Origin of the sequence: Hoeflea sp. AS16, from assembly GCF_038900095.1 — a bacterium.
Classification (GTDB): domain Bacteria; phylum Pseudomonadota; class Alphaproteobacteria; order Rhizobiales; family Rhizobiaceae; genus Hoeflea.
The window spans coordinates 627,943-645,567 of the sequence record NZ_JBBMQQ010000001.1 but is presented as its reverse complement, the minus strand read 5'-3'; the positions used below and the strand labels follow the sequence as shown (position 1 = coordinate 645,567).

The window sequence follows — 17,625 nt, the reverse complement described above, 5'->3', positions numbered from 1 at the left end:
CTGCTCCCGTCCCGTTCCCGCCCATGCGGCGTTTTCGCTTCCGGCAACCCGGACAGCATGCCCCATGCACCCCAAAGCCCGGCCACCGCCATCAGGCCCAGGACAAAATAAACGGCGCGATGTATCCTCATCTGATCACTTATAGAGCGCGCCTTCTTGTCTTGTCATGCTGCCCGCGTTATCTGAGGAACAAGAAATATCGTGGCCACACGCTTTGAAAGGATCCAACGATGTCCGGCATCAATGATTTCATCGACAATGAAGTGAAAAACAACGACGTGGTGCTGTTCATGAAGGGCACGCCGCAATTCCCGCAATGCGGTTTTTCCGGTCAGGTCGTCCAGATTCTGGATTACCTCGGCGTTCCCTACAAGGGCGTCAACGTTCTGGCCGACGACGCCCTGCGCAACGGCATCAAGGAATATTCCAACTGGCCGACCATCCCGCAGCTCTACGTCAAGGGTGAGTTCATCGGCGGTTGTGACATCATCCGCGAGATGTTCCAGTCGAGCGAGTTGCAGCAGCACATGACCGACGCCGGAGTGCCGGTCAAAGCCGCCTGAAACCGACGACATGACGACACGGCAAGAGGCGGATTTTCCGCCTCTTTTCGTTTGACGGCAGCCGGGTATCCCGCTGGCAGCCCGATTACCTGATCCGATTACCTGAAATGCGACTGGAGACATGCTCATGACCTGGAACATCTATCTCTCGGGCGAAATTCACACCGACTGGCGCGATCAGATCGAGGCCGGTGCCAAGGCAGCGGGTCTGCCGGTGGCCTTTTCCGGTCCCGTCACCCATCACGAAGCCTCCGACGATGTCGGCGTCGCCATTCTCGGCGCTGAACCGGACAAGTTCTGGCACGATCACAAGGGCGCGCAGATCAACGCCATCCGTACCCGCACCTTGCTGCAGAAGGCCGACATCGTCGTTGTCCGCTTCGGCGAGAAGTACAAGCAGTGGAACGCCGCCTTTGACGCGGGTTTCGCAGCCGCTCTGGGCAAGCCCCTGGTCATCCTGCACCAGGACGAACACGCCCACGCGCTCAAGGAAGTCGACGCCGCAGCCCTGGCCGTCGCCAAGACGCCTGACCAGGTGGTCTCGATCCTGCGTTACGTGATCGACGGGGCGTTGCCCGGCTACACCGACAAGGCGACGGACGCCGCGCGATGAGCGAAGCCGCCTATTCCGGATTTGGCGAAAAGGCCCTGCCCTTCTTGAAGGCGCTGGGCTTTCACCAGAACCGTGAATGGTTTCATGAGAACAAGGACCTCTTCGAGACCCATCTCAACGAGCCGCGCGGACGGCTGATCGACGATCTCGCCATCCGCCTGGCGGAGATGAACATCCCGCTCACCTGCAACCGCAAGACCTCGACCTTCCGCATCAACCGCGACGTCCGCTTCACCAAGGAGAAGCATCCCTACAACACCCATGTCAGCGCGGTGATCACCCGTTCGGGCACAAAGAAGGACCAGGGACTGCTCTATTTCCACGTCTCGCCGGACGAGAGCTTTCTCTCCGTCGGCTTCTATTCGATGGAATCCGACGAACTCCGCGCCTTCCGCGAGGCCATCGTCGCGCGCAAGGACCAGTTCGACGCAGCCCTCAAGCCACTCACCGATCTGGGCTTTGTCTTCGATCACGACAATAGCCTCAAGCGCACGCCTCGCGGTTTCGAGCATGTCACCGAGCCCGCGGTTGTCGATCTGCTCCGGCTGCGCCATCTGACCCTGTCACGCCCGTTCTCCGCCGACCGGCTCGAAGGCACCGCGCTGCTGGACGACCTGCTCGAGCTTGCCCGCGCCGCTCAACCTTTCCTGAGTTTCGGCTGGCGGGTCATCGATCCGGTCCGTGCCGCTCGCGACGACAGCAACCGGTAGCCACCAGAAGGCCACGCACCCAAGCCCGCTGCCTGACCTGATTGATCCGGCATCGCCCGCAACACCGGCCAGGTCCGCCCTCAACTCACCTGCATTGCCACGCCCTGTTTCGATGAACCTGTGATCGCGTCGATCAATGCATGCACCTTGAGCGCCTCGCGTCCGGTAACGGTCGGTGGACGGTTCTCGCGGACCGCCATGGCGAAATCCGCAATCACCGCCTTGTGCCAGTCACAGGGAAACGCCATCGGGTCGGCACCGCCGCCGGTTGCAGTAGGTTCGCCGGTTTCCTCCCGACGGCCATCGCGCCAGATCACCTCCAGTTGCCCGGCCCTGAGCACGGCCGTGCCCAGCGAGCCACCAAGCGTAATCGATTCGGCCGATCCCGGATATGAAGCCGTCGTTGCCATGATCGAGCCGACGGCTCCGGACGCAAAACGGACGCCGGCGGTGGCGAAATCCTCCGATTCCATGCTGTGCAGGCTGGTCGTGGCGCACAACGCCTGCACCCATTGGGCGGGACCGGTCAGGCTGAGCATCAGGTCAAGCACGTGGATCGCCTGGCTGATCAGAACCCCGCCGCCATCCCGCGCATAGGTACCGCGCCCCGGCTGGTCATAATAGTCCTGGCCGCGCCACCAGGGCACCTCGACACGCACCAGCGCGATGTCACCCAGGGCACCGTCCTTGACCAGGCTTCGCAAACGCCGCGATCCGGCCCGAAACCTGTGCTGCAACACGATGCCCAGATGCACCGCGTGCCGCTCGCAGGTCTCCACCAGCGCCTCAGCCTTTGAAGACGTGCGTTCGACCGGCTTTTCCATCAGGATGTGCTTGCCGGCCCGCGCCATCATCGCGACGATTTCGTCGCGCTGATCCGGCGGGGTTGCCAGAATCACCCCCTCCACCTCAGGATCGTTCGCGATCTCCTCAAGACTGTCGAAAATACGATAACCGCAGGTCTCCGCCACGATCTCTGCCTTGCCGCGGCTGCGGTTGAATATTCCCGCGACCTCGGCGCCACAGGCCGGATCCAACAGCGCTTCAAGATGCGGTTTGGTCGCCATGCCCAGTCCGATCAGGGCAAGGCGCACAGGCCTAACCTTTTGCATCAGATATCTCCCCCTCAATCGCTTCAATATGCGATCCGAAAAATGCCGGGCGAATGTAGACCGGTTGCCCGCCGCCGGGAAGGCCGCGACCGGGAACCACCGGCCATCTCGGGTTTTCGCGCCCTGTTTCATCAAAACCGGCGGATCCTGCGATGTTCAACCGCTTCAAAAACGCCTTGCGGCGAGAAAATGCCTCATAATTCCGAGGCTTGCCCGATTGCAAAACCGGGTCTATGAACGAAACCGGCACCAGCCGGAACGGCATGCCTTCTGATCTCCGGACCCGTCAAGTCCAGGCAAATGCGGCGTCACACGGCGCCACATTGCAGAGACAGCTTCGCAATGAGCCGGGCGCCTTCACGCCATCTGGCCCTGATAGGACAGTCAATCCAATGCAAGGAAACTCCCCGACCACCGTCAGCCCACCTGCGACCATCGGCGGCATCGGCCGTCCGCAGTTCATCGCCATCATCGCCTCGCTGATGGCGCTCAATGCGGTGGCCATCGACATCATGCTGCCGGCGTTTCCAAACATATCAAGCAGCTACGGCATTACCGACGCCACCCGGATCCAGCATATCCTGCTGTCCTATGTCATCGGTTTTGGTCTGGCGCAGCTGTTCTTTGGCCCGGTGTCCGACCGCTTCGGCCGCCGCGCACCATTGTTCATCGGGGTCGGACTTTACGCCCTGTGCGCGATTGGCGGCGCTTTCGCGCCGAGCTTCGAATTGCTGCTGGTCGCACGCTTCCTGCAGGGCATCGGTGCGGCCGCAACCCGCGTCATTGCCATATCCGTTGTCCGTGACACCCATTCCGGCCGCGGCATGGCCGCAACCATGTCGCTGGTGATGATGGTGTTCATGGTCGTGCCGGTCTTCGCCCCGATGATCGGACAGGTGATCGTGCTTTTCGGCGAGTGGCACCTCATCTTCCTGTTCATGGCAGCGGTGTCGCTTGTGGTTGGCGCCTGGGCGCTGCTTCGCCTGCCCGAAACCCTTGATGTCGACAAGCGCCGCCCGCTCACCGCAAAAAGCATCGGTCAGGCCTTCGCCATCGTGCTGTCGAACCGGATATCGCTGTTCTACACCCTCGCCACCAGCTTCTTCTTCGGCTCGCTGTTCGGCTTCCTCAACGTCGCACAACCGATCTATGTCGGGATCTACCAGCTTGGCGCCTACTTCCCCATCGCCTTTGCAGCTGTCGCTGTCATCATGGCCGGATCATCCTTCGTCAATTCCCAGCTTGTCGGCCGTTTCGGCCAGCGCAGGCTGTCTCACGGTGCCTTGATCGCCTATTTCGGCTTCGCCCTGCTGCTCGCCGGTCTGAGCGCCTTTGGCCCGATTCCGTTCTGGGTGTTTTTCGGCATTTCCATGATGATGATGCCGTTGTTCGGCTTTGTCGGCTCCAATTTCAACTCCATCGCCATGGAGCCGCTTGGCGCGATCGCGGGCACGGCCTCCTCGACGCTGGGCTTTGCCCAGACAGTGATCGGCGGAATCGTCGGCGCACTGATCGGTCAGGCCTATGACGGCACGGTTTTCCCGCTGGCCGCTGGCTACGCCATCGTCTCGGCCCTGGCGCTGCTGATGGTTTTCATTGCCGAGAAAGGCCGTCTGTTCGGCGTCGGCATGCCGGATCAGGCTTAGGGATATCAGGCAGGCTCAGGTCCGCCACAAGGCTTCCCGGATCATGTTCCAGCTGTCGATGTCGGTTGCCGCCAGCACGCCGCCATCAAGGTGCTCGGGCCGGTAGGCGCTGCCATCAAACCGCCGGACATAACCACCCGCTTCGGTCGTCAGCAGACTGCCCGCCAGGTGATCCCATGGCATCAGCTTGTTGTAGAGCGCAAAGTGAATATGGCCGCCGCAAAGCAGCCGGTATTCCTGTGCCGCGCAGCGGTAGGCCACGCTGCCCAGGCAGAGCGCCTGGTTGGCCGCAATCCGGCTCCGCTCCGGCTCGGGCATGTATTGCCAGGAAGCCGAGCCGATCATCCTGCTGATCGCCCCGACGGGTTCTGCAACCTTCAGGCCGTTCTCGCGCCCGTCGAGCCGGCGCAGGATTGCCCCGCTGCCCTTCTCGGCCATGATCCAGTCCTTGCCAACCGGATCATGGATGATCCCGGCGATTGTCTCGCCACCCTGCACCACGGCCAGCATGACGCCGAAGGAGGCAACGCCGGAGGCAAAATTGAAGGTCCCGTCGATCGGGTCGACCACGAAGGCCAGCTTGTCCGATTGGCTCCAGCCCTCGAGCAGGGCCGGGTTTTCAGCCACCGCTTCCTCGCCGATCACCATCGAATCGGGAAACCGCTCGAGCAGCGCATCGGTGATCACCCGTTCGGCAGCAACGTCCGCTTCGGTGACCAAATCGGCAGCTGATGTCTTCTGCTGCACGTCGCCATCGCCCAGGTTGCGGAACCGCGGCATGATCTCTGCAGTTCCCACATCCAGCAGCAGCGCCGCCAGCCAATCCATATCCGTCGAACTCAGTGCAGTCATGTCTTGGCCTTTCCTGGGGCAACCGTAAGCGATGCGAAATCAAACAGAGACCTATCAAGCAAATGTGACGGCCGTGTATTGGACAAGGCCCGGATCATCGAATCCTTGCGGCCCGGCATCCGCCGTTCGATGTCGCCGATCATCAGCTTCATCGCGTTGCGTTGCAAACCGTCCTGCGACCCGCACAGATCGCACGGAATGATCGGAAACTTCAGCGCCTCGGCGAAGCGCGCCAGATCTTCCTCGGCGCAATAGGCCATCGGCCGCAGCACCATCACGTCGCCATCATCGTTCAGCAGTTTCGGCGGCATGGCTTCCAACCGTCCGCCATGGAAGAAATTGAGAAAGAAGGTCTCGAGAATATCATCGCGATGATGGCCGAGCACCAGCGCCTCGCAGCCCTCTTCCCGCGCGATCCGGTAGAGATTGCCCCGCCGCAGCCGCGAACACAGTGCGCAATAGGTCGCACCTTCCGGCACCTTCGACGTCACCACCGAGTAGGTATCGCGGTATTCTATCCGGTGCGGCACCCCGTGCGCAGTGAGATAGTCGGGCAGAATATGCTTGGGAAAATTCGGCTGGCCCTGGTCGAGATTGCAGGCGATCAGGTCGACCGGCAGCATGCCGCGCCACTGCAGATCCATCAGCAGCGCCAGAAGCCCGTAGGAATCCTTGCCCCCCGACAGCGCCACCAGCCAGCGCGGCCGCTTGCCGGGGTCTTCCGCTGCGGCCGCAACCATCGCGAAATCCTCGACCGCCTGCCGCACATTGCGGATCAGCCGCTTGCGCAGCTTGTTGAACGACACGCTCGACGGTGCATTGGCATAGAGCGACGGCCCTGCCCCGGTGATGCCTTCGGGACCGGTCTCGATGTCCATCCCCGGCACGCTATCGTTTTCGGCGTCAAGCACGCCAGGAGTTTCAACTATCTCGCTCATGTCACCGGGATGATGGCTTTGACAGGTTCCGTCAAGCCCCGAACACCGACCATTCCATCCGCTTGGCCAATTGTTCGAGCGCCGCGGTGCCGAGTTTGGAATTGCCGACCGTATCAAGCCCCGGTGACCACACCGCAATCGAGGCCTTGCCCGGCGCAATTGCCAGGATACCTCCGCCAACGCCGCTCTTGCCCGGCAGGCCGACCCGGTAGGCGAACTCGCCCGACCCGTCATAATGGCCGCACATCAGCATAATCGCGTTGATCCGCCGCGCCCGCTGCGGCGGAACCACCTGGGTACCGGTCAGCGGATTCTGTCCCTGGCTCGCAAGGAACAGCCCGGCACGCGCCAGCTGATGGCACGTCATGGCAATGGCGCATTGGTGAAAATAGACACCGAGGACATGATCGACCTGATGCTCGAAACGGCCGAAGGAGCGCATGAAATGCGCCAGCGAGGCATTGCGGTCGCCATGTTCGGTCTCCGAGCGCGCCACGCGCTCGTCAATCCGGATCGAATCGTCGTCTGCCAGATGGCGGATGAACCGCACGATCTCGCCGATGGCCTCGCGCGGCTGATGCCCCGAGAGAACCAGGTCGGCAATCGCGATCGCACCGGCATTGATGAACGGATTGCGCGGACGCCCCTTTTCCTGCTCGAGCTGGACGATCGAATTGAACGGATCCCCGGAAGGCTCGCGCCCGACGCGGCTCCACAGCGAATCCCCGTATTTGCCCAGCGCCATCGACAGGGTGAACACTTTCGACACGCTCTGGATCGAGAACGCGGTTTCCGCATCGCCGGCGCACACCACCTGCCCGTCAGGCAGAGCCACCGCGATACCGAACTGCCTCGGGTCGACCTTGGCCAGTTCGGGAATATACTGCGCCACCCCGCCCCGGTCGGCAGCCATCGCCGCATCCAGGGCGATCTCGTCAAGCACTTGCTGCAGATCGGTCATATTCTGCCTCCCGGCACACTATAGGGACGATAATCGCGGACACAAAAAAGCCGCCCCGAAGGGCGGCCTTGATCTGACGCAATCCGAAAGAAACGGATCAGCGCGAATAGAATTCGACGACCAGGTTCGGTTCCATCACGACAGCGTAAGGAACATCCGCCAGGGCAGGAACGCGAACGAAGGTCGCGCTCATCTTGTGGTGGTCGACTTCGATATATTCAGGAACGTCGCGTTCAGCCAGCTGCGAAGCTTCGATAACGAAAGCGAGCTGCTTGGACTTTTCCTTGACCGCGATCACATCGCCCGGCTTGCAACGGTACGAACCGATGTTGACGCGCTTGCCGTTGACGGTGACGTGGCCATGGTTGACGAACTGACGTGCAGCAAAGATCGTGGCAACGAACTTGGCGCGGTAGACGATGGCGTCCAGACGCTGCTCCAGCAGGCCGATCAGGTTTTCAGGCGTATCGCCCTTCATCCGGTTGGCTTCGTCGTAGATCTTGCGGAACTGCTTTTCCGAGATATCGCCGTAGTAGCCCTTCAACTTCTGCTTGGCGCGCAGCTGCACGCCGAAGTCGGACAGCTTGCTCTTGCGGCGCTGGCCGTGCTGGCCGGGGCCGTATTCGCGGCGGTTGACCGGGGACTTCGGACGACCCCAGATGTTTTCGCCCATACGGCGGTCAAGTTTGTATTTTGCCGATTCGCGCTTGCTCATCGCATTTCCTCTCAAAAGGTTGATCCGGCCTGTCGCCAAACCGGATTAAGGAAACGCGCCCTCCTCTGGCCCCTGTTTATGAGACCTGACAGAACGGTTCACGCACGCATTGTGATAAACCGTCCACGGGACACGTAAGAAAACACGAGGGCATGAACCCTCGCGTTGGCCGGGTCTCTAGAGCATCGTGGTGAGGGTGTCAACGCTGGCGGTGAAACTGTCTTAAGCAACACTGCGGCAAACGCTTTCAGAAGCCTGGCCGGGACGTTATAGCAAGGCACTGCCAAACTGGAATCGGATGCCCTTCCAATGACCGACACTGTTTTAGACCGCCTGCTGCGTTACGTTGTCATCGACACCCAGTCGGACCCGGAATCGCAGGCGCAGCCCTCGACAGAAAAGCAGAAGGACCTCGGCCGTGTGCTGGTTGCCGAACTGCTGGCGCTGGGACTGGATGACGCCCACATGGACGAGCACGGCAACATCTACGCCACCCTGCCCGCCAATACGGAGAAGGATGTGCCTGTCATCTGCTTCTGTTCGCACATGGACACCGCGCCCGATTTCACCGGCACCGACGTCAAGCCCAGTATCGTGCGCAACTACCAGGGCGGAGACATCCAGTTGACCGGCGACGCGAGCCGCATCATCCGGGTCAGCGAGCATCCCGACCTCGAGCACCAGATCGGCAATGACATCGTCACCACCGACGGCACCACCCTGCTGGGCGCGGACGACAAGGCCGGGATTGCCGAAATCATGACCGCCGTCGCAACGATGATCGCCAACCCCGAGATAAGGCACGGCACCGTCAGGATCCTCTTCACCACCGACGAGGAAATCGGCCGTGGTGCCGACAAGGTCGACATCGCCAAGCTTGGCGCCGCCTTCGCCTACACAATGGATGGCGGCCGCGTTGGCGAGATCGACGACGAGACCTTCTCCGCCGATGGCGTCGAGATCGAGATTTCGGGTGTTGCCCAGCACCCGGGCACATCGAAGGGCGTGATGGAAAACGCCATCAAGATCGCCTGCGACATTGTTGCCTGCCTGCCGAAGGAACTCGCTCCCGAAACCACCGACGGCCGCCAGGGCTTCATCCACCCCACCGACATCAACGGCTCGATGGACGCGGCCAACCTCAAGTTCATCATCCGCGATTTCACCAACGAGGGCCTTACGGACAAGGAAGCCCTGCTCAAGTCAATCGCCGAACAAGTGATACAGGCCTATCCCGGCTCGACCATGCGCTTCACCGTCACCGAGCAGTACCGCAACATGAAGCAGGTGCTCGACCAGCATCCCGAAATCATGGCCAACCTCACCGAAGCCGTTCGCCGCGTCGGCCTCGAGCCGGTCACCAATTCCATCCGTGGTGGCACCGACGGCTCGCGCCTGTCCTTCATGGGCCTGCCCTGCCCCAACATCTACACCGGTGGCCACTCCTACCACTCGCCACTGGAATGGATCAGCGTCCAGGACATGGAAAAGTCGGCGGAGACCATTGTCGAATTGGTAAAGGTCTGGGAAGAGCGGGCCTGAGCAAGGCTCAACCGGGTGCGGGAGAGTTATGCCTGCACCACGTCCGTGTTTCAGGTCGGCACAGATTTCCATGAATGGACACTGCTCCGGCAGAAGATCTCGTCGGCACCGTCGGAAGCCACACTGCCGATTCATCGCGGTTGCTTCGTGCAGACCCGCAGCCTGGAGATCGCCATCACGGTTGCGGCAACGACCAGCGCGCACAGCACGGTCTTTGAAACGAACTCCATCGTTCCCTCGATCAGCATCGCATGGACGACACTTCCCGCCACGATCACCGCCGCAAGGCTCCTGTGAACCAGCCGCCAGTGCGGCAGCCGCAAGCGCTGGCGCAGTCCGGCAAGAAGCGCTGATGCGAAGAGAGCCCACATGGCGATCACACCCCAGGCGGAGAATGGTGTCGGAGACGCAAAAAGCAACGCGTCGATCACGTCCGGCGGACTTGTCACCCAAAGGGCGCCAACATGTATCACCACCGCCAGCACCAGCGCGGCGCCAAGCCAGCGATGCACCAGCCGGCCGCGCCGACCAGCAAGGCCAGGCAAGACACCGCCCGCCAGCAGCGGCTGAAACAACAACAGCGCCATCGCGGCAACGCCGGCGAACCCTCCCGCGATATAGACAGGATCGCGCCACGCCAGCAGCGGGCTCGCCGCTGCGGCAGCGATCGGCACGCCGACAGCAATCACCAGCATCCCCCAGACCAGCATCCGGCGTGGCCTGGCTGCCCCTGCGCGCTCCATGGTATTCAGGCCGGCTCGAGCACGAAGTCCGCGGAGAGACTGGTTTCGCTTGCGCTCGCCATGACGGGACGAAGGAAGACAGTCTTGAACGCGTCATCATCATAGGCAAGGTGGCCATGAGGTTGACCGAAAGCAGGCACGATCTGCGGCATTTCGAGCCGGAACTCGCCATTGGCGTCAGTCAGCGTGGCGCCGTGGCTCCACGGATCACGTTCATCGCCTTCGGTTGTGTGGGCCCAGATCTGAATGCGCTGGCCCGCCAGCGGCGCACCATCGCCGGCGCGACGCACCGTACCCGTCATCCAGAACCCGCCACCGCCGATCCGCTCGACAATCGGCGCACCGGGGAGATAATTGTTGGCCCCGCCGCGCATCGAGGGGGTCGGCGCAACGTCTTGCGCGCGCGCAGGCAGGATGATCCCAGCCGCCCCCGTCGCAACGAGAGCGCCGGTCGCGGCAAGGAAGGTACGGCGGTTCGTGAGAGCTTTGGTCATTTGCGCTGGTCCTGTCGGGCGATGGGTTTTGGCCGCAAAAAAGCGGCCTGATCACGGCTCCTGCCCAAGTATAGCGCGTTTTGGGGCGATCCCAAGGCTGCCGTGGCCAGGCCCCGGCAAACCACCTTCACGCTTTCGTGAGCGCCTGACGCTGACCCGCGGCGGCATCGGCGGCCACTCCTGCCCTCGCCAGCGGGTCGGAGCACAGTTCATGACACGGAGAATCCGGCGGAGACGTTTGTCGAGCTGGCGAAGGTTTGGAAAGAGCGACGCAGAGATTGCTGGCAGGCAATCGGGCCTCGAGGATATCGCAACTCTTCCGCCTGTTGGGTCAATAAGTGCCTGATCACTCCGCCGCTTCTGCGCTCCCGGCATCTTCATCCGGCGCATCCGCGGCACCCGGTGCGGTTTCGGCCTGCAATTCGGGTATGCCGACGATGCGTTTTCCCGAGAGATCCGCATGCACGATGATCAGTTCCTGCTCTTCGAAATAGCCGAGCAAGCGCCGCGCGCGGCGGGCCGAATGGGTGCCGTAGGCCCGCGCGATGCGGGCATCCGACGGGCACGGCTCGCCCTTGATCGCGGCATTGGCGAGCATCAGGAACACGCCCTGAAGATCCTCCGACACCTGCGCCGATAACGTCAGCGCCGTCGCCCAGGCCTCGCCTGCAGCAGTCTCCGCGTCGACGCCGGAACGGGCGATGGCAACGCGGCGGCGGAAATCGGACAGCGACATCGGCGATCCCGTCACCCGCCGCATTCTGAGCCGCACCAGGAAATCCTGATACAGCGCCGCATCGGTGCGATAGCCCGATTCCGGGTCCGAGAGAATTTCGCCAAGCACTGCCGCAATGCGCTCCTCGCGCTCTTCCGGCGACAGGCCGGAAGACGACGTTTCGCCACCGGACCGGGCCATCGGCTGATCCTGCAGCGGCGTGGCGCGCGACAGTTCCGCCAAAATATCAGTGGTCGGCCGGGGCGCCGGACGCGCGCGCCGGGCCAGCGGCCGGGTCAATTCTTCCGGATCCGGGGTGAAGATCAGGTCTTCCACATCCGCAACCGTTTCCGGCATCGGCATCAGCTTGGGGCTCGAAGACCGCGCCTGTGTTTCCACCGCCCCGATGGCGATCGGGATCGGCCGCCGCGACAGGGCCGGGCCGAGACCGACGAAATTGCCGCGCTGCAGATCGCGGAACATCTCCGCCTGCCGCCGGTCCATGCCCAGCAGGTCGGCGGCGCGGGCCATGTCGATATCGAGGAATGTCCGGCCCATCAGGAAGTTGGACGCTTCCGCGGCGACGTTCTTGGCCAGTTTCGCCAGCCGCTGCGTGGCGATCACGCCAGCCAGTCCGCGCTTGCGGCCACGGCACATCAGGTTGGTCATCGCGCCCAGCGACATTTTTCGCGCGTCTTCAGAGACATCGCCGCCAACCGCGGGCGCAAACATCTGCGCCTCGTCCACCACCACCAGCACCGGATACCAGAACTCGTGCTCGGCATCGAACATGGCGTTGAGAAACACCGCCGCCGCCCGCATCTGCTGCTCGACATCGAGCCCTTCGAGCGAAAGCACGCACGACACCCTGTGCCGCCTGATCCGGCTGGCGATACCTGCAAGCTCGCCTTCGCTGCGCTCGCCCTCGACCACCAGGTGGCCGTACTTGTCCGACAGCGTGACAAAATCCCCCTCGGGATCGATGATCACCTGCTGCACCCATTGCGCCGACTGCTCCAACAGACGTCTGAGCAGGTGCGACTTGCCGGACCCGGAATTTCCCTGCACCAGAAGACGGGTCGCCAGCAGCTCTTCGATGTCAAGCTTGGCAGGCTGTCCGCCCGTCAAGCTTCCCATGTCAATTCCGACCTGCACTTTGGCTTTACTCCGTAAACTCGACGCGGCACTTCAACGATTCGGCCAACAATCAGCCACCGCATTCCCTAGCAGAAATTCCCGGCTCTGCTGCCCGTCATCTCGGAAATACACAGGATTTCCAACCTGGCCAGCGCCGTCAGCCGGCCTGCAACCCAAACCCGTGCATCAGCCGCTGCGCGCTGTACTCCGGATTGCCCGAGGTGAACACGACCGTATCCTTAGCGTCAGGCAGCGCTTCACCACCCGGCAGCGTCTCGACAATCGCCAGCGCGCGGCGCGCAATCGCTTCCGCCGGATCGATCCAGTCCACCGGCCAGGGCGCCAGCTTGCGCATGCGGTTGACCAGAAACGGAAAATGCGTGCAGGCCAGCACCACGATGTCGGTCTGCCGCCCGTCCTGGCTGACGAAGCAGGGATCGATCTCGGCCTTCACCGCCGCCTCGTCGACAAAGCCCTTGCGCATGTAGGTCTCGGCCAGGCTGGCGAGATTTTCGCTTCCCACCAGCCGCACATGCACCTTGTCGGCATAATCGCGGATCAGGTCTCTTGTATATTGCCGCCTGACCGTGCCCGGCGTTGCCAGCACAGAAACCAGCCCCGAGCGGGTCCGTTCTGCCGCAGGCTTGATCGCAGGCACCGTGCCGACAAACGGCAGGTCCGGAAAGGCCGTTCTGAGCGCCGGCATGACGATGGTCGAAGCGGTATTGCAGGCAATCAGCGCCAGTGCCGGATTGTGCGTCTCGATCAGTCCGCCGAACAGTTCGACGATCCGGTCGCTGAGCGCAGTCTCTTCCCAGGCCCCGTAGGGAAAGCCGGCATCATCGGCGACATAGACGAACCGCCGTCCCGGCATGATCACCCGCGCCTCGCGCAGCACGCTGAGCCCGCCAATGCCGCTGTCAAACACCAGAACCGGCTGATCGCTCATTTATCGTCTCCCGCATCAACCGGCTTGCGCTGGCCGGAGCGACTAAACTTGTCAAATGAGGCGAAAAGACCGCGCAGTACGTTGATTTCATCGGTGGAGAAACCGGGACGGGTCAGCACCGCACGCAAATTGTCGACCGCCTTCATCCGCTTGGTCTCGGAGCGGAAATAGCCCCGCACCTCCAGCCCCTCCTCGATCTGGGCAAACAGCCCATGCAAGTCGGCCTTCTCCGCCGGCTCCACCTCGGCCTTGGCAAAAGCCGTCTCATGTGGGTGCGACAGCCCCGATTTCATCCATTCATAGGACATCAGAAGCACGGCCTGAGCGATGTTGAGCGAGGCATAGGCCGGGTTGACCGGGAATGTGACGATCTCGTCGGCGAGGCCAACTTCCCAGTTGCGCAGGCCGATGCGTTCGCGCCCGAACAGGATGCCAGTGCGTTCACCAGCGTTTTCACGGCCACGCAAGATCTCGCCCGCCGCCACCGGCCCGCGTACCGGCTTGTGCCCGTCGCGCGGCCTGGCCGTGGTGGCATAGACGAAGTTGAGATCCGCAAGGGCTGCTTCAAGCGTGTCATACACCACCACGCCCTCGATCACATGATCGGCCTTGGCCGCAGCGCTGATGGCCTTGTCATTGGGCCAGCCATCGCGCGGATTGACGATGCGCAGGTTGGACAACCCGAAATTGGCCATGGCCCGCGCCACCATGCCGATATTCTCGCCCAGTTGCGGCTCGACCAGTATGATCGCCGGTCCGCCGGTGATGATCTCGCGGTTTCGGTCAGTGCCCGCCACTAGATCGCTCCCCGGCGCGACTGCAATCGTTCCGTCTCAAGTGAAGTGCTCAAATCAGCCAAGGCAGGCTCCGTTTCTGTCTGGCCGACAGCACTACGTCCGCATCAAGCCACAATCAAGGCTTGCCGCTACTCCACCGCGCTCAACACCAGCGAAGCATTGACGCCGCCAAAGCCGAAGGCATTGGAGAGCACATGCTTGAGCGCCTTTTTGCGCGGCGTGTTCGGCACCAGATCAAACCGGGTCGCCGCCGCGTCAGGCTGATCGAGATTGAGCGTCGCCGGCATGATGCCGTCACGCAGGGCAAGGACCGAAAACACAGCCTCGATGGCACCGGCAGCGCCCAGCAGATGGCCGATAGAGGATTTGGTTGCCGAGACAGACAGGTCTTGCCCCCTGCCCGCAAAGACATGGCTGATGGCGGCGATCTCTGCCGCATCCCCAACGCCGGTCGACGTGGAATGAGCGTTGACATAGTCAATATCCGCTGGCGCGAGGCCCGCCATTTTCAACGCCCCGCGCATCGCTTTCTGCGCGCCAATGCCCTCGGGGTGCCCGGCAGTCAGGTGATAGGCGTCCGCCGATGTGCCATATCCCGACAGGATCGCCAGTGGCCTGGCCCCGCGCGCTGTGGCGTGGCTCAACCGCTCTATCACCAGCACCGCCGCACCTTCCGACAGCACGAAACCGGCCCGAGACTGGTCAAACGGCCGCGACGCCCGCGCCGGATCATCATTGTAAGCCGTGCACAGTGCCCGCGCCGCCGCAAATCCCCCGATCGAGATCGGATCGACCGAACCTTCAGCTCCACCACAGACCACCACTTCCGCCTCGCCGGTCTGGATCAGCCGCATGCCGTCACCGATCGCCTGCGCCGAAGCAGCACAGGCCGTCACCGGCGCCCCGATGGGGCCGGTAAAACCTTCACGGATCGAGATCCAGCCTGCAGCGAGATTGGCCAAGAATGCCGGTACGGTAAATGGCGACAGTCGATTTGGGCCCTTTTGGGCAATGATCTCAACGGTTTTCGCCATCAGCGGCGACCCGCCAACGCCGGTGCCAATGATGGTGGCTGTCGCATCGCGATCCGCCTCGGTTTCGGGCTTCCAGCCCGACTGGGCCAGCGCCTGCGTCGTCGCGGCGATGCCATACTGGATGAACCAGTCCATCTTCTTGATGTCCTTGGCGTCAATCCAGTCCCGCGGGTCAAACCCTTCCGGATCCTCAGTCTTGGCCGGAACCAGGCCGGCAATGGTGCTGCCATAGGCGCTGACGTCGAAGCGGGTATTGGCAACCACCCCGGTCTGCCCCGCAAGCAGCCGCGCCCAGACCGTCTCCACGCCCACACCAAGCGGGCTGACCACACCCATTCCCGTCACGACTATCGGATCCGAAATCATATCAATTGCCTTCCGTTGCTATTACACCAGTGTATTTACACTATTGAAGTTGAAAATGAGGCCTTCGGGGAAGGCTTCAACCAGCCGTCAACGCCCTCAGCGCTGACAACAAATGTTCGGACTGCGGCGGATCGAGCAGCTCGCGCACCTCGGTCTGCGCCGCCTGCCAATGCGGCACCAGTTCTTCAGCCAGGCTCTTGCCCTCCGCGGTCAGTTTGAAGATGCGGCCATTGCCCTTCACCGCAGGTGCCGAGGACACCAGACCCTTGCGCGTCAGCAGCTCAAGATTGCGAATCAGCGTTGTCCGATCCATGGCAATGCGCTGGGCCATATGGCTCACAGGCTCTTCGCGCCCCTGCCGCAACACCATCAGCACAGAGAACTGCACCACCGACACGCCAAAGCGCTGCAACTGCGCATCGTAGCGGCGGGTCATCGCCCGCGCGGCCATTACCGTGTTGAGCAGCAGGCAATCGGAGAAATCATAGGTCATCGACAGATGGTATCGTGTATCTACACCATGTCAATGCCGTGCACCTGCCTTTGTGTAGTAACCCGCTAATACCTGCCCTCCCCGCGAACATGGCATTTTGGGGCATCCATCATTCAACGGGAGGTTCAAGATGAGTGGACAGAAGATTCTGATGATCTGCGGAGATTTCTGCGAGGATTACGAAACCATGGTGCCGTTCCAGGCGCTTCTGGCGGTCGGTCACACGGTCCATGCCGTCTGCCCGGACAAGAAGGCCGGCGACACCATCGCCACCTCGGTCCATGATTTCGAAGGCGACCAGACCTACACCGAAAAGCGCGGTCACAATTTTGCGCTCAATGCCAGTTTCGCCGACATCAAGGCGGACAGCTATGATGCGCTCGTGATCCCTGGCGGCCGCGGGCCGGAATATCTGCGCCTCAACGCCAGGGTCATCGAGATGGTTCGCCACTTCTTCGATGCAGGCAAACCGGTTGCCGCGGTCTGCCATGGCGCGCAATTGCTCGCCGCGGCCCGCGTGCTTGAAGGCCGCACCTGCTCGGCCTATCCCGCCTGCCAGCCCGACGTCGAACTGGCCGGCGGCGTCTACGCCGATATTGCCATTGATGCCGCGGTGACCGATGGTAATCTGGTCAGCGCACCGGCCTGGCCGGCCCATCCGGCCTGGATCAGTCAGTTCCTCGCAGTGCTGGGAACGCGCATCACCCATGCCGCAGCACCGCAAGCACAGGTCGCGGCGGAATAATCGGGACCGGGGCCGGCGCAAGCCGGTCCCGTCCACCGGGCCTCCAGCTGCAGGAGACCCGCTTACCGGGAGGGAAAACCATGTGCCAGTTGTTTGTCGGCGCCGATCCGGCGTTATGGGAGAATGAAACCCGTTCGCTGCGCATGGAAGGCATGGCGACCAGCGTCAGGCTCGAAGCGTTTTTCTGGTCAGTGCTCGAGGATATCGGCGCCCGCGACCGGTTGACCGTCAGCCAGCTGTTGCAGCGGCTCTATCGCGAAAGCCTCGATGAAGGCCATGACCTCGACAATTTCGCCTCGTTCCTGCGGGTCTGCTGCGGCCGGTATCTGGCTTTGCAGCTTTCAGGCGACCTGCCCGCCGACACAAGAATCGCATTGCGCGATGTCAACGCAACCGACATTCTCGCCCGTGAAAGCCGCCGCCGCGAGCCTTCGAACCGTCCGCATCGCGAATCCCGGCTGCAGGCACAGTAATCGCCATCGCCCGGCTCCGGCACAAGG

The 17,625-nt window shown here is 62.4% G+C and carries 19 protein-coding genes; 7 read left to right on the top strand and 12 right to left on the bottom strand.

Annotated features, from left to right (window positions below):
* Positions 1-230: 230 nt before the first annotated feature.
* The 3 genes from grxD (at position 231) to WNY80_RS03070 (ending at position 1,886) form a co-directional block, all read left to right on the top strand.
* Positions 231-563: a Grx4 family monothiol glutaredoxin gene (gene grxD / locus WNY80_RS03080; RefSeq protein WP_152008463.1), complete on the top strand. Its 333-nt coding sequence runs from the start codon at positions 231-233 to the stop codon at positions 561-563.
* A 121-nt stretch (positions 564-684) separates the two neighbouring features.
* Entirely contained in the window at positions 685-1,176 is a 492-nt protein-coding gene (locus WNY80_RS03075) for a YtoQ family protein (RefSeq protein ID WP_342885870.1), read from the top strand.
* Positions 1,173-1,886 carry a TIGR02453 family protein gene (locus WNY80_RS03070; RefSeq protein ID WP_342885869.1) on the top strand — a complete coding sequence of 238 codons (714 nt, stop codon included), beginning with the start codon at positions 1,173-1,175 and terminating at the stop codon, positions 1,884-1,886. The genes WNY80_RS03075 and WNY80_RS03070 overlap by 4 nt, the downstream gene beginning before the upstream one ends.
* An 80-nt stretch (positions 1,887-1,966) precedes the next feature.
* Here the strand turns inward: WNY80_RS03070 and WNY80_RS03065 are convergent, their stop codons facing one another.
* Positions 1,967-2,998, bottom strand: a complete 1,032-nt coding sequence (locus tag WNY80_RS03065) for a Gfo/Idh/MocA family oxidoreductase (protein WP_342885868.1) — start codon at positions 2,996-2,998, stop codon at positions 1,967-1,969.
* Positions 2,999-3,390: 392 nt separating this feature from the next.
* On the opposite strand from WNY80_RS03065, the gene WNY80_RS03060 reads away from it, so the two are divergent.
* A complete protein-coding gene (locus WNY80_RS03060; RefSeq protein WP_342885867.1) occupies positions 3,391-4,644 on the top strand; it encodes a multidrug effflux MFS transporter in 1,254 nt (417 codons plus the stop codon).
* Between the two features lie 15 nt (positions 4,645-4,659).
* Here WNY80_RS03060 and WNY80_RS03055 read toward each other — a convergent pair whose 3' ends face one another.
* From WNY80_RS03055 to rpsD, 4 genes are all read right to left on the bottom strand, one after another.
* Positions 4,660-5,496, bottom strand: coding sequence for an inositol monophosphatase family protein (locus WNY80_RS03055; RefSeq protein WP_342885866.1), 837 nt, complete (start codon positions 5,494-5,496; stop codon positions 4,660-4,662).
* On the bottom strand, positions 5,493-6,374 hold the full coding sequence (gene ttcA / locus WNY80_RS03050) for a tRNA 2-thiocytidine(32) synthetase TtcA (protein ID WP_342886296.1): 882 nt from the start codon (positions 6,372-6,374) through the stop codon (positions 5,493-5,495). The genes WNY80_RS03055 and ttcA overlap by 4 nt, the downstream gene beginning before the upstream one ends.
* A gap of 91 nt (positions 6,375-6,465) precedes the next feature.
* Positions 6,466-7,395, bottom strand: a complete 930-nt coding sequence (locus tag WNY80_RS03045) for a glutaminase (RefSeq protein ID WP_342885865.1) — start codon at positions 7,393-7,395, stop codon at positions 6,466-6,468.
* Positions 7,396-7,492: 97 nt separating this feature from the next.
* Entirely contained in the window at positions 7,493-8,110 is a 618-nt protein-coding gene (gene rpsD / locus WNY80_RS03040; protein WP_342885864.1) for a 30S ribosomal protein S4, read from the bottom strand.
* Between the two features lie 309 nt (positions 8,111-8,419).
* Between rpsD and pepT the strand changes: the two genes are divergently transcribed.
* Positions 8,420-9,652, top strand: coding sequence for a peptidase T (gene pepT / locus WNY80_RS03035; protein ID WP_342885863.1), 1,233 nt, complete (start codon positions 8,420-8,422; stop codon positions 9,650-9,652).
* A 131-nt stretch (positions 9,653-9,783) separates the two neighbouring features.
* On the opposite strand, the gene WNY80_RS03030 is transcribed toward pepT, so the two are convergent.
* From WNY80_RS03030 to WNY80_RS03000, 7 genes are all read right to left on the bottom strand, one after another.
* Positions 9,784-10,395 (bottom strand): ferric reductase-like transmembrane domain-containing protein, encoded by a 612-nt coding sequence (locus tag WNY80_RS03030; RefSeq protein WP_342885862.1) that lies wholly within the window; start codon positions 10,393-10,395, stop codon positions 9,784-9,786.
* A 5-nt stretch (positions 10,396-10,400) separates the two neighbouring features.
* Positions 10,401-10,889, bottom strand: coding sequence for a twin-arginine translocation signal domain-containing protein (locus WNY80_RS03025; RefSeq protein ID WP_342885861.1), 489 nt, complete (start codon positions 10,887-10,889; stop codon positions 10,401-10,403).
* Between the two features lie 346 nt (positions 10,890-11,235).
* A complete protein-coding gene (locus tag WNY80_RS03020; protein WP_342885860.1) occupies positions 11,236-12,759 on the bottom strand; it encodes an ATP-binding protein in 1,524 nt (507 codons plus the stop codon).
* Positions 12,760-12,898: 139 nt separating this feature from the next.
* Positions 12,899-13,690: a glutamate racemase gene (gene murI / locus WNY80_RS03015; RefSeq protein WP_342885859.1), complete on the bottom strand. Its 792-nt coding sequence runs from the start codon at positions 13,688-13,690 to the stop codon at positions 12,899-12,901.
* Positions 13,687-14,487: an RNA methyltransferase gene (locus tag WNY80_RS03010; protein ID WP_342885858.1), complete on the bottom strand. Its 801-nt coding sequence runs from the start codon at positions 14,485-14,487 to the stop codon at positions 13,687-13,689. The genes murI and WNY80_RS03010 overlap by 4 nt, the downstream gene beginning before the upstream one ends.
* Positions 14,488-14,615: 128 nt before the next feature.
* Positions 14,616-15,887: a beta-ketoacyl-ACP synthase II gene (fabF, locus tag WNY80_RS03005; RefSeq protein ID WP_342885857.1), complete on the bottom strand. Its 1,272-nt coding sequence runs from the start codon at positions 15,885-15,887 to the stop codon at positions 14,616-14,618.
* 76 nt (positions 15,888-15,963) lie between these two features.
* Positions 15,964-16,380, bottom strand: a complete 417-nt coding sequence (locus WNY80_RS03000; protein ID WP_342885856.1) for a MarR family winged helix-turn-helix transcriptional regulator — start codon at positions 16,378-16,380, stop codon at positions 15,964-15,966.
* A 130-nt stretch (positions 16,381-16,510) separates the two neighbouring features.
* Here WNY80_RS03000 and WNY80_RS02995 point away from each other — a divergent pair, with 130 nt between their 5' ends.
* On the top strand, positions 16,511-17,125 hold the full coding sequence (locus WNY80_RS02995; RefSeq protein ID WP_342885855.1) for a DJ-1/PfpI family protein: 615 nt from the start codon (positions 16,511-16,513) through the stop codon (positions 17,123-17,125).
* Between the two features lie 80 nt (positions 17,126-17,205).
* On the top strand, positions 17,206-17,598 hold the full coding sequence (locus WNY80_RS02990) for a ribbon-helix-helix domain-containing protein (protein ID WP_342885854.1): 393 nt from the start codon (positions 17,206-17,208) through the stop codon (positions 17,596-17,598).
* The last annotated feature ends 27 nt before the right edge of the window (positions 17,599-17,625 follow it).

Bases quoted from the DNA above. Each gene is read 5' to 3' on its own strand.
- grxD (WP_152008463.1), top strand. From the start codon at position 231: ATGTCCGGCATCAATGATTTCATCGACAATGAAGTGAAAAACAACGAC.
- WNY80_RS03075 (WP_342885870.1), top strand. From the start codon at position 685: ATGCTCATGACCTGGAACATCTATCTCTCGGGCGAAATTCACACCGAC.
- WNY80_RS03070 (WP_342885869.1), top strand. From the start codon at position 1,173: ATGAGCGAAGCCGCCTATTCCGGATTTGGCGAAAAGGCCCTGCCCTTC.
- WNY80_RS03065 (WP_342885868.1), bottom strand. From the start codon at position 2,998: ATGCAAAAGGTTAGGCCTGTGCGCCTTGCCCTGATCGGACTGGGCATG.
- WNY80_RS03060 (WP_342885867.1), top strand. From the start codon at position 3,391: ATGCAAGGAAACTCCCCGACCACCGTCAGCCCACCTGCGACCATCGGC.
- WNY80_RS03055 (WP_342885866.1), bottom strand. From the start codon at position 5,496: ATGACTGCACTGAGTTCGACGGATATGGATTGGCTGGCGGCGCTGCTG.
- ttcA (WP_342886296.1), bottom strand. From the start codon at position 6,374: ATGGACATCGAGACCGGTCCCGAAGGCATCACCGGGGCAGGGCCGTCG.
- WNY80_RS03045 (WP_342885865.1), bottom strand. From the start codon at position 7,395: ATGACCGATCTGCAGCAAGTGCTTGACGAGATCGCCCTGGATGCGGCG.
- rpsD (WP_342885864.1), bottom strand. From the start codon at position 8,110: ATGAGCAAGCGCGAATCGGCAAAATACAAACTTGACCGCCGTATGGGC.
- pepT (WP_342885863.1), top strand. From the start codon at position 8,420: ATGACCGACACTGTTTTAGACCGCCTGCTGCGTTACGTTGTCATCGAC.
- WNY80_RS03030 (WP_342885862.1), bottom strand. From the start codon at position 10,395: ATGGAGCGCGCAGGGGCAGCCAGGCCACGCCGGATGCTGGTCTGGGGG.
- WNY80_RS03025 (WP_342885861.1), bottom strand. From the start codon at position 10,889: ATGACCAAAGCTCTCACGAACCGCCGTACCTTCCTTGCCGCGACCGGC.
- murI (WP_342885859.1), bottom strand. From the start codon at position 13,690: ATGAGCGATCAGCCGGTTCTGGTGTTTGACAGCGGCATTGGCGGGCTC.
- fabF (WP_342885857.1), bottom strand. From the start codon at position 15,887: ATGATTTCGGATCCGATAGTCGTGACGGGAATGGGTGTGGTCAGCCCG.
- WNY80_RS03000 (WP_342885856.1), bottom strand. From the start codon at position 16,380: ATGACCTATGATTTCTCCGATTGCCTGCTGCTCAACACGGTAATGGCC.
- WNY80_RS02995 (WP_342885855.1), top strand. From the start codon at position 16,511: ATGAGTGGACAGAAGATTCTGATGATCTGCGGAGATTTCTGCGAGGAT.
- WNY80_RS02990 (WP_342885854.1), top strand. From the start codon at position 17,206: ATGTGCCAGTTGTTTGTCGGCGCCGATCCGGCGTTATGGGAGAATGAA.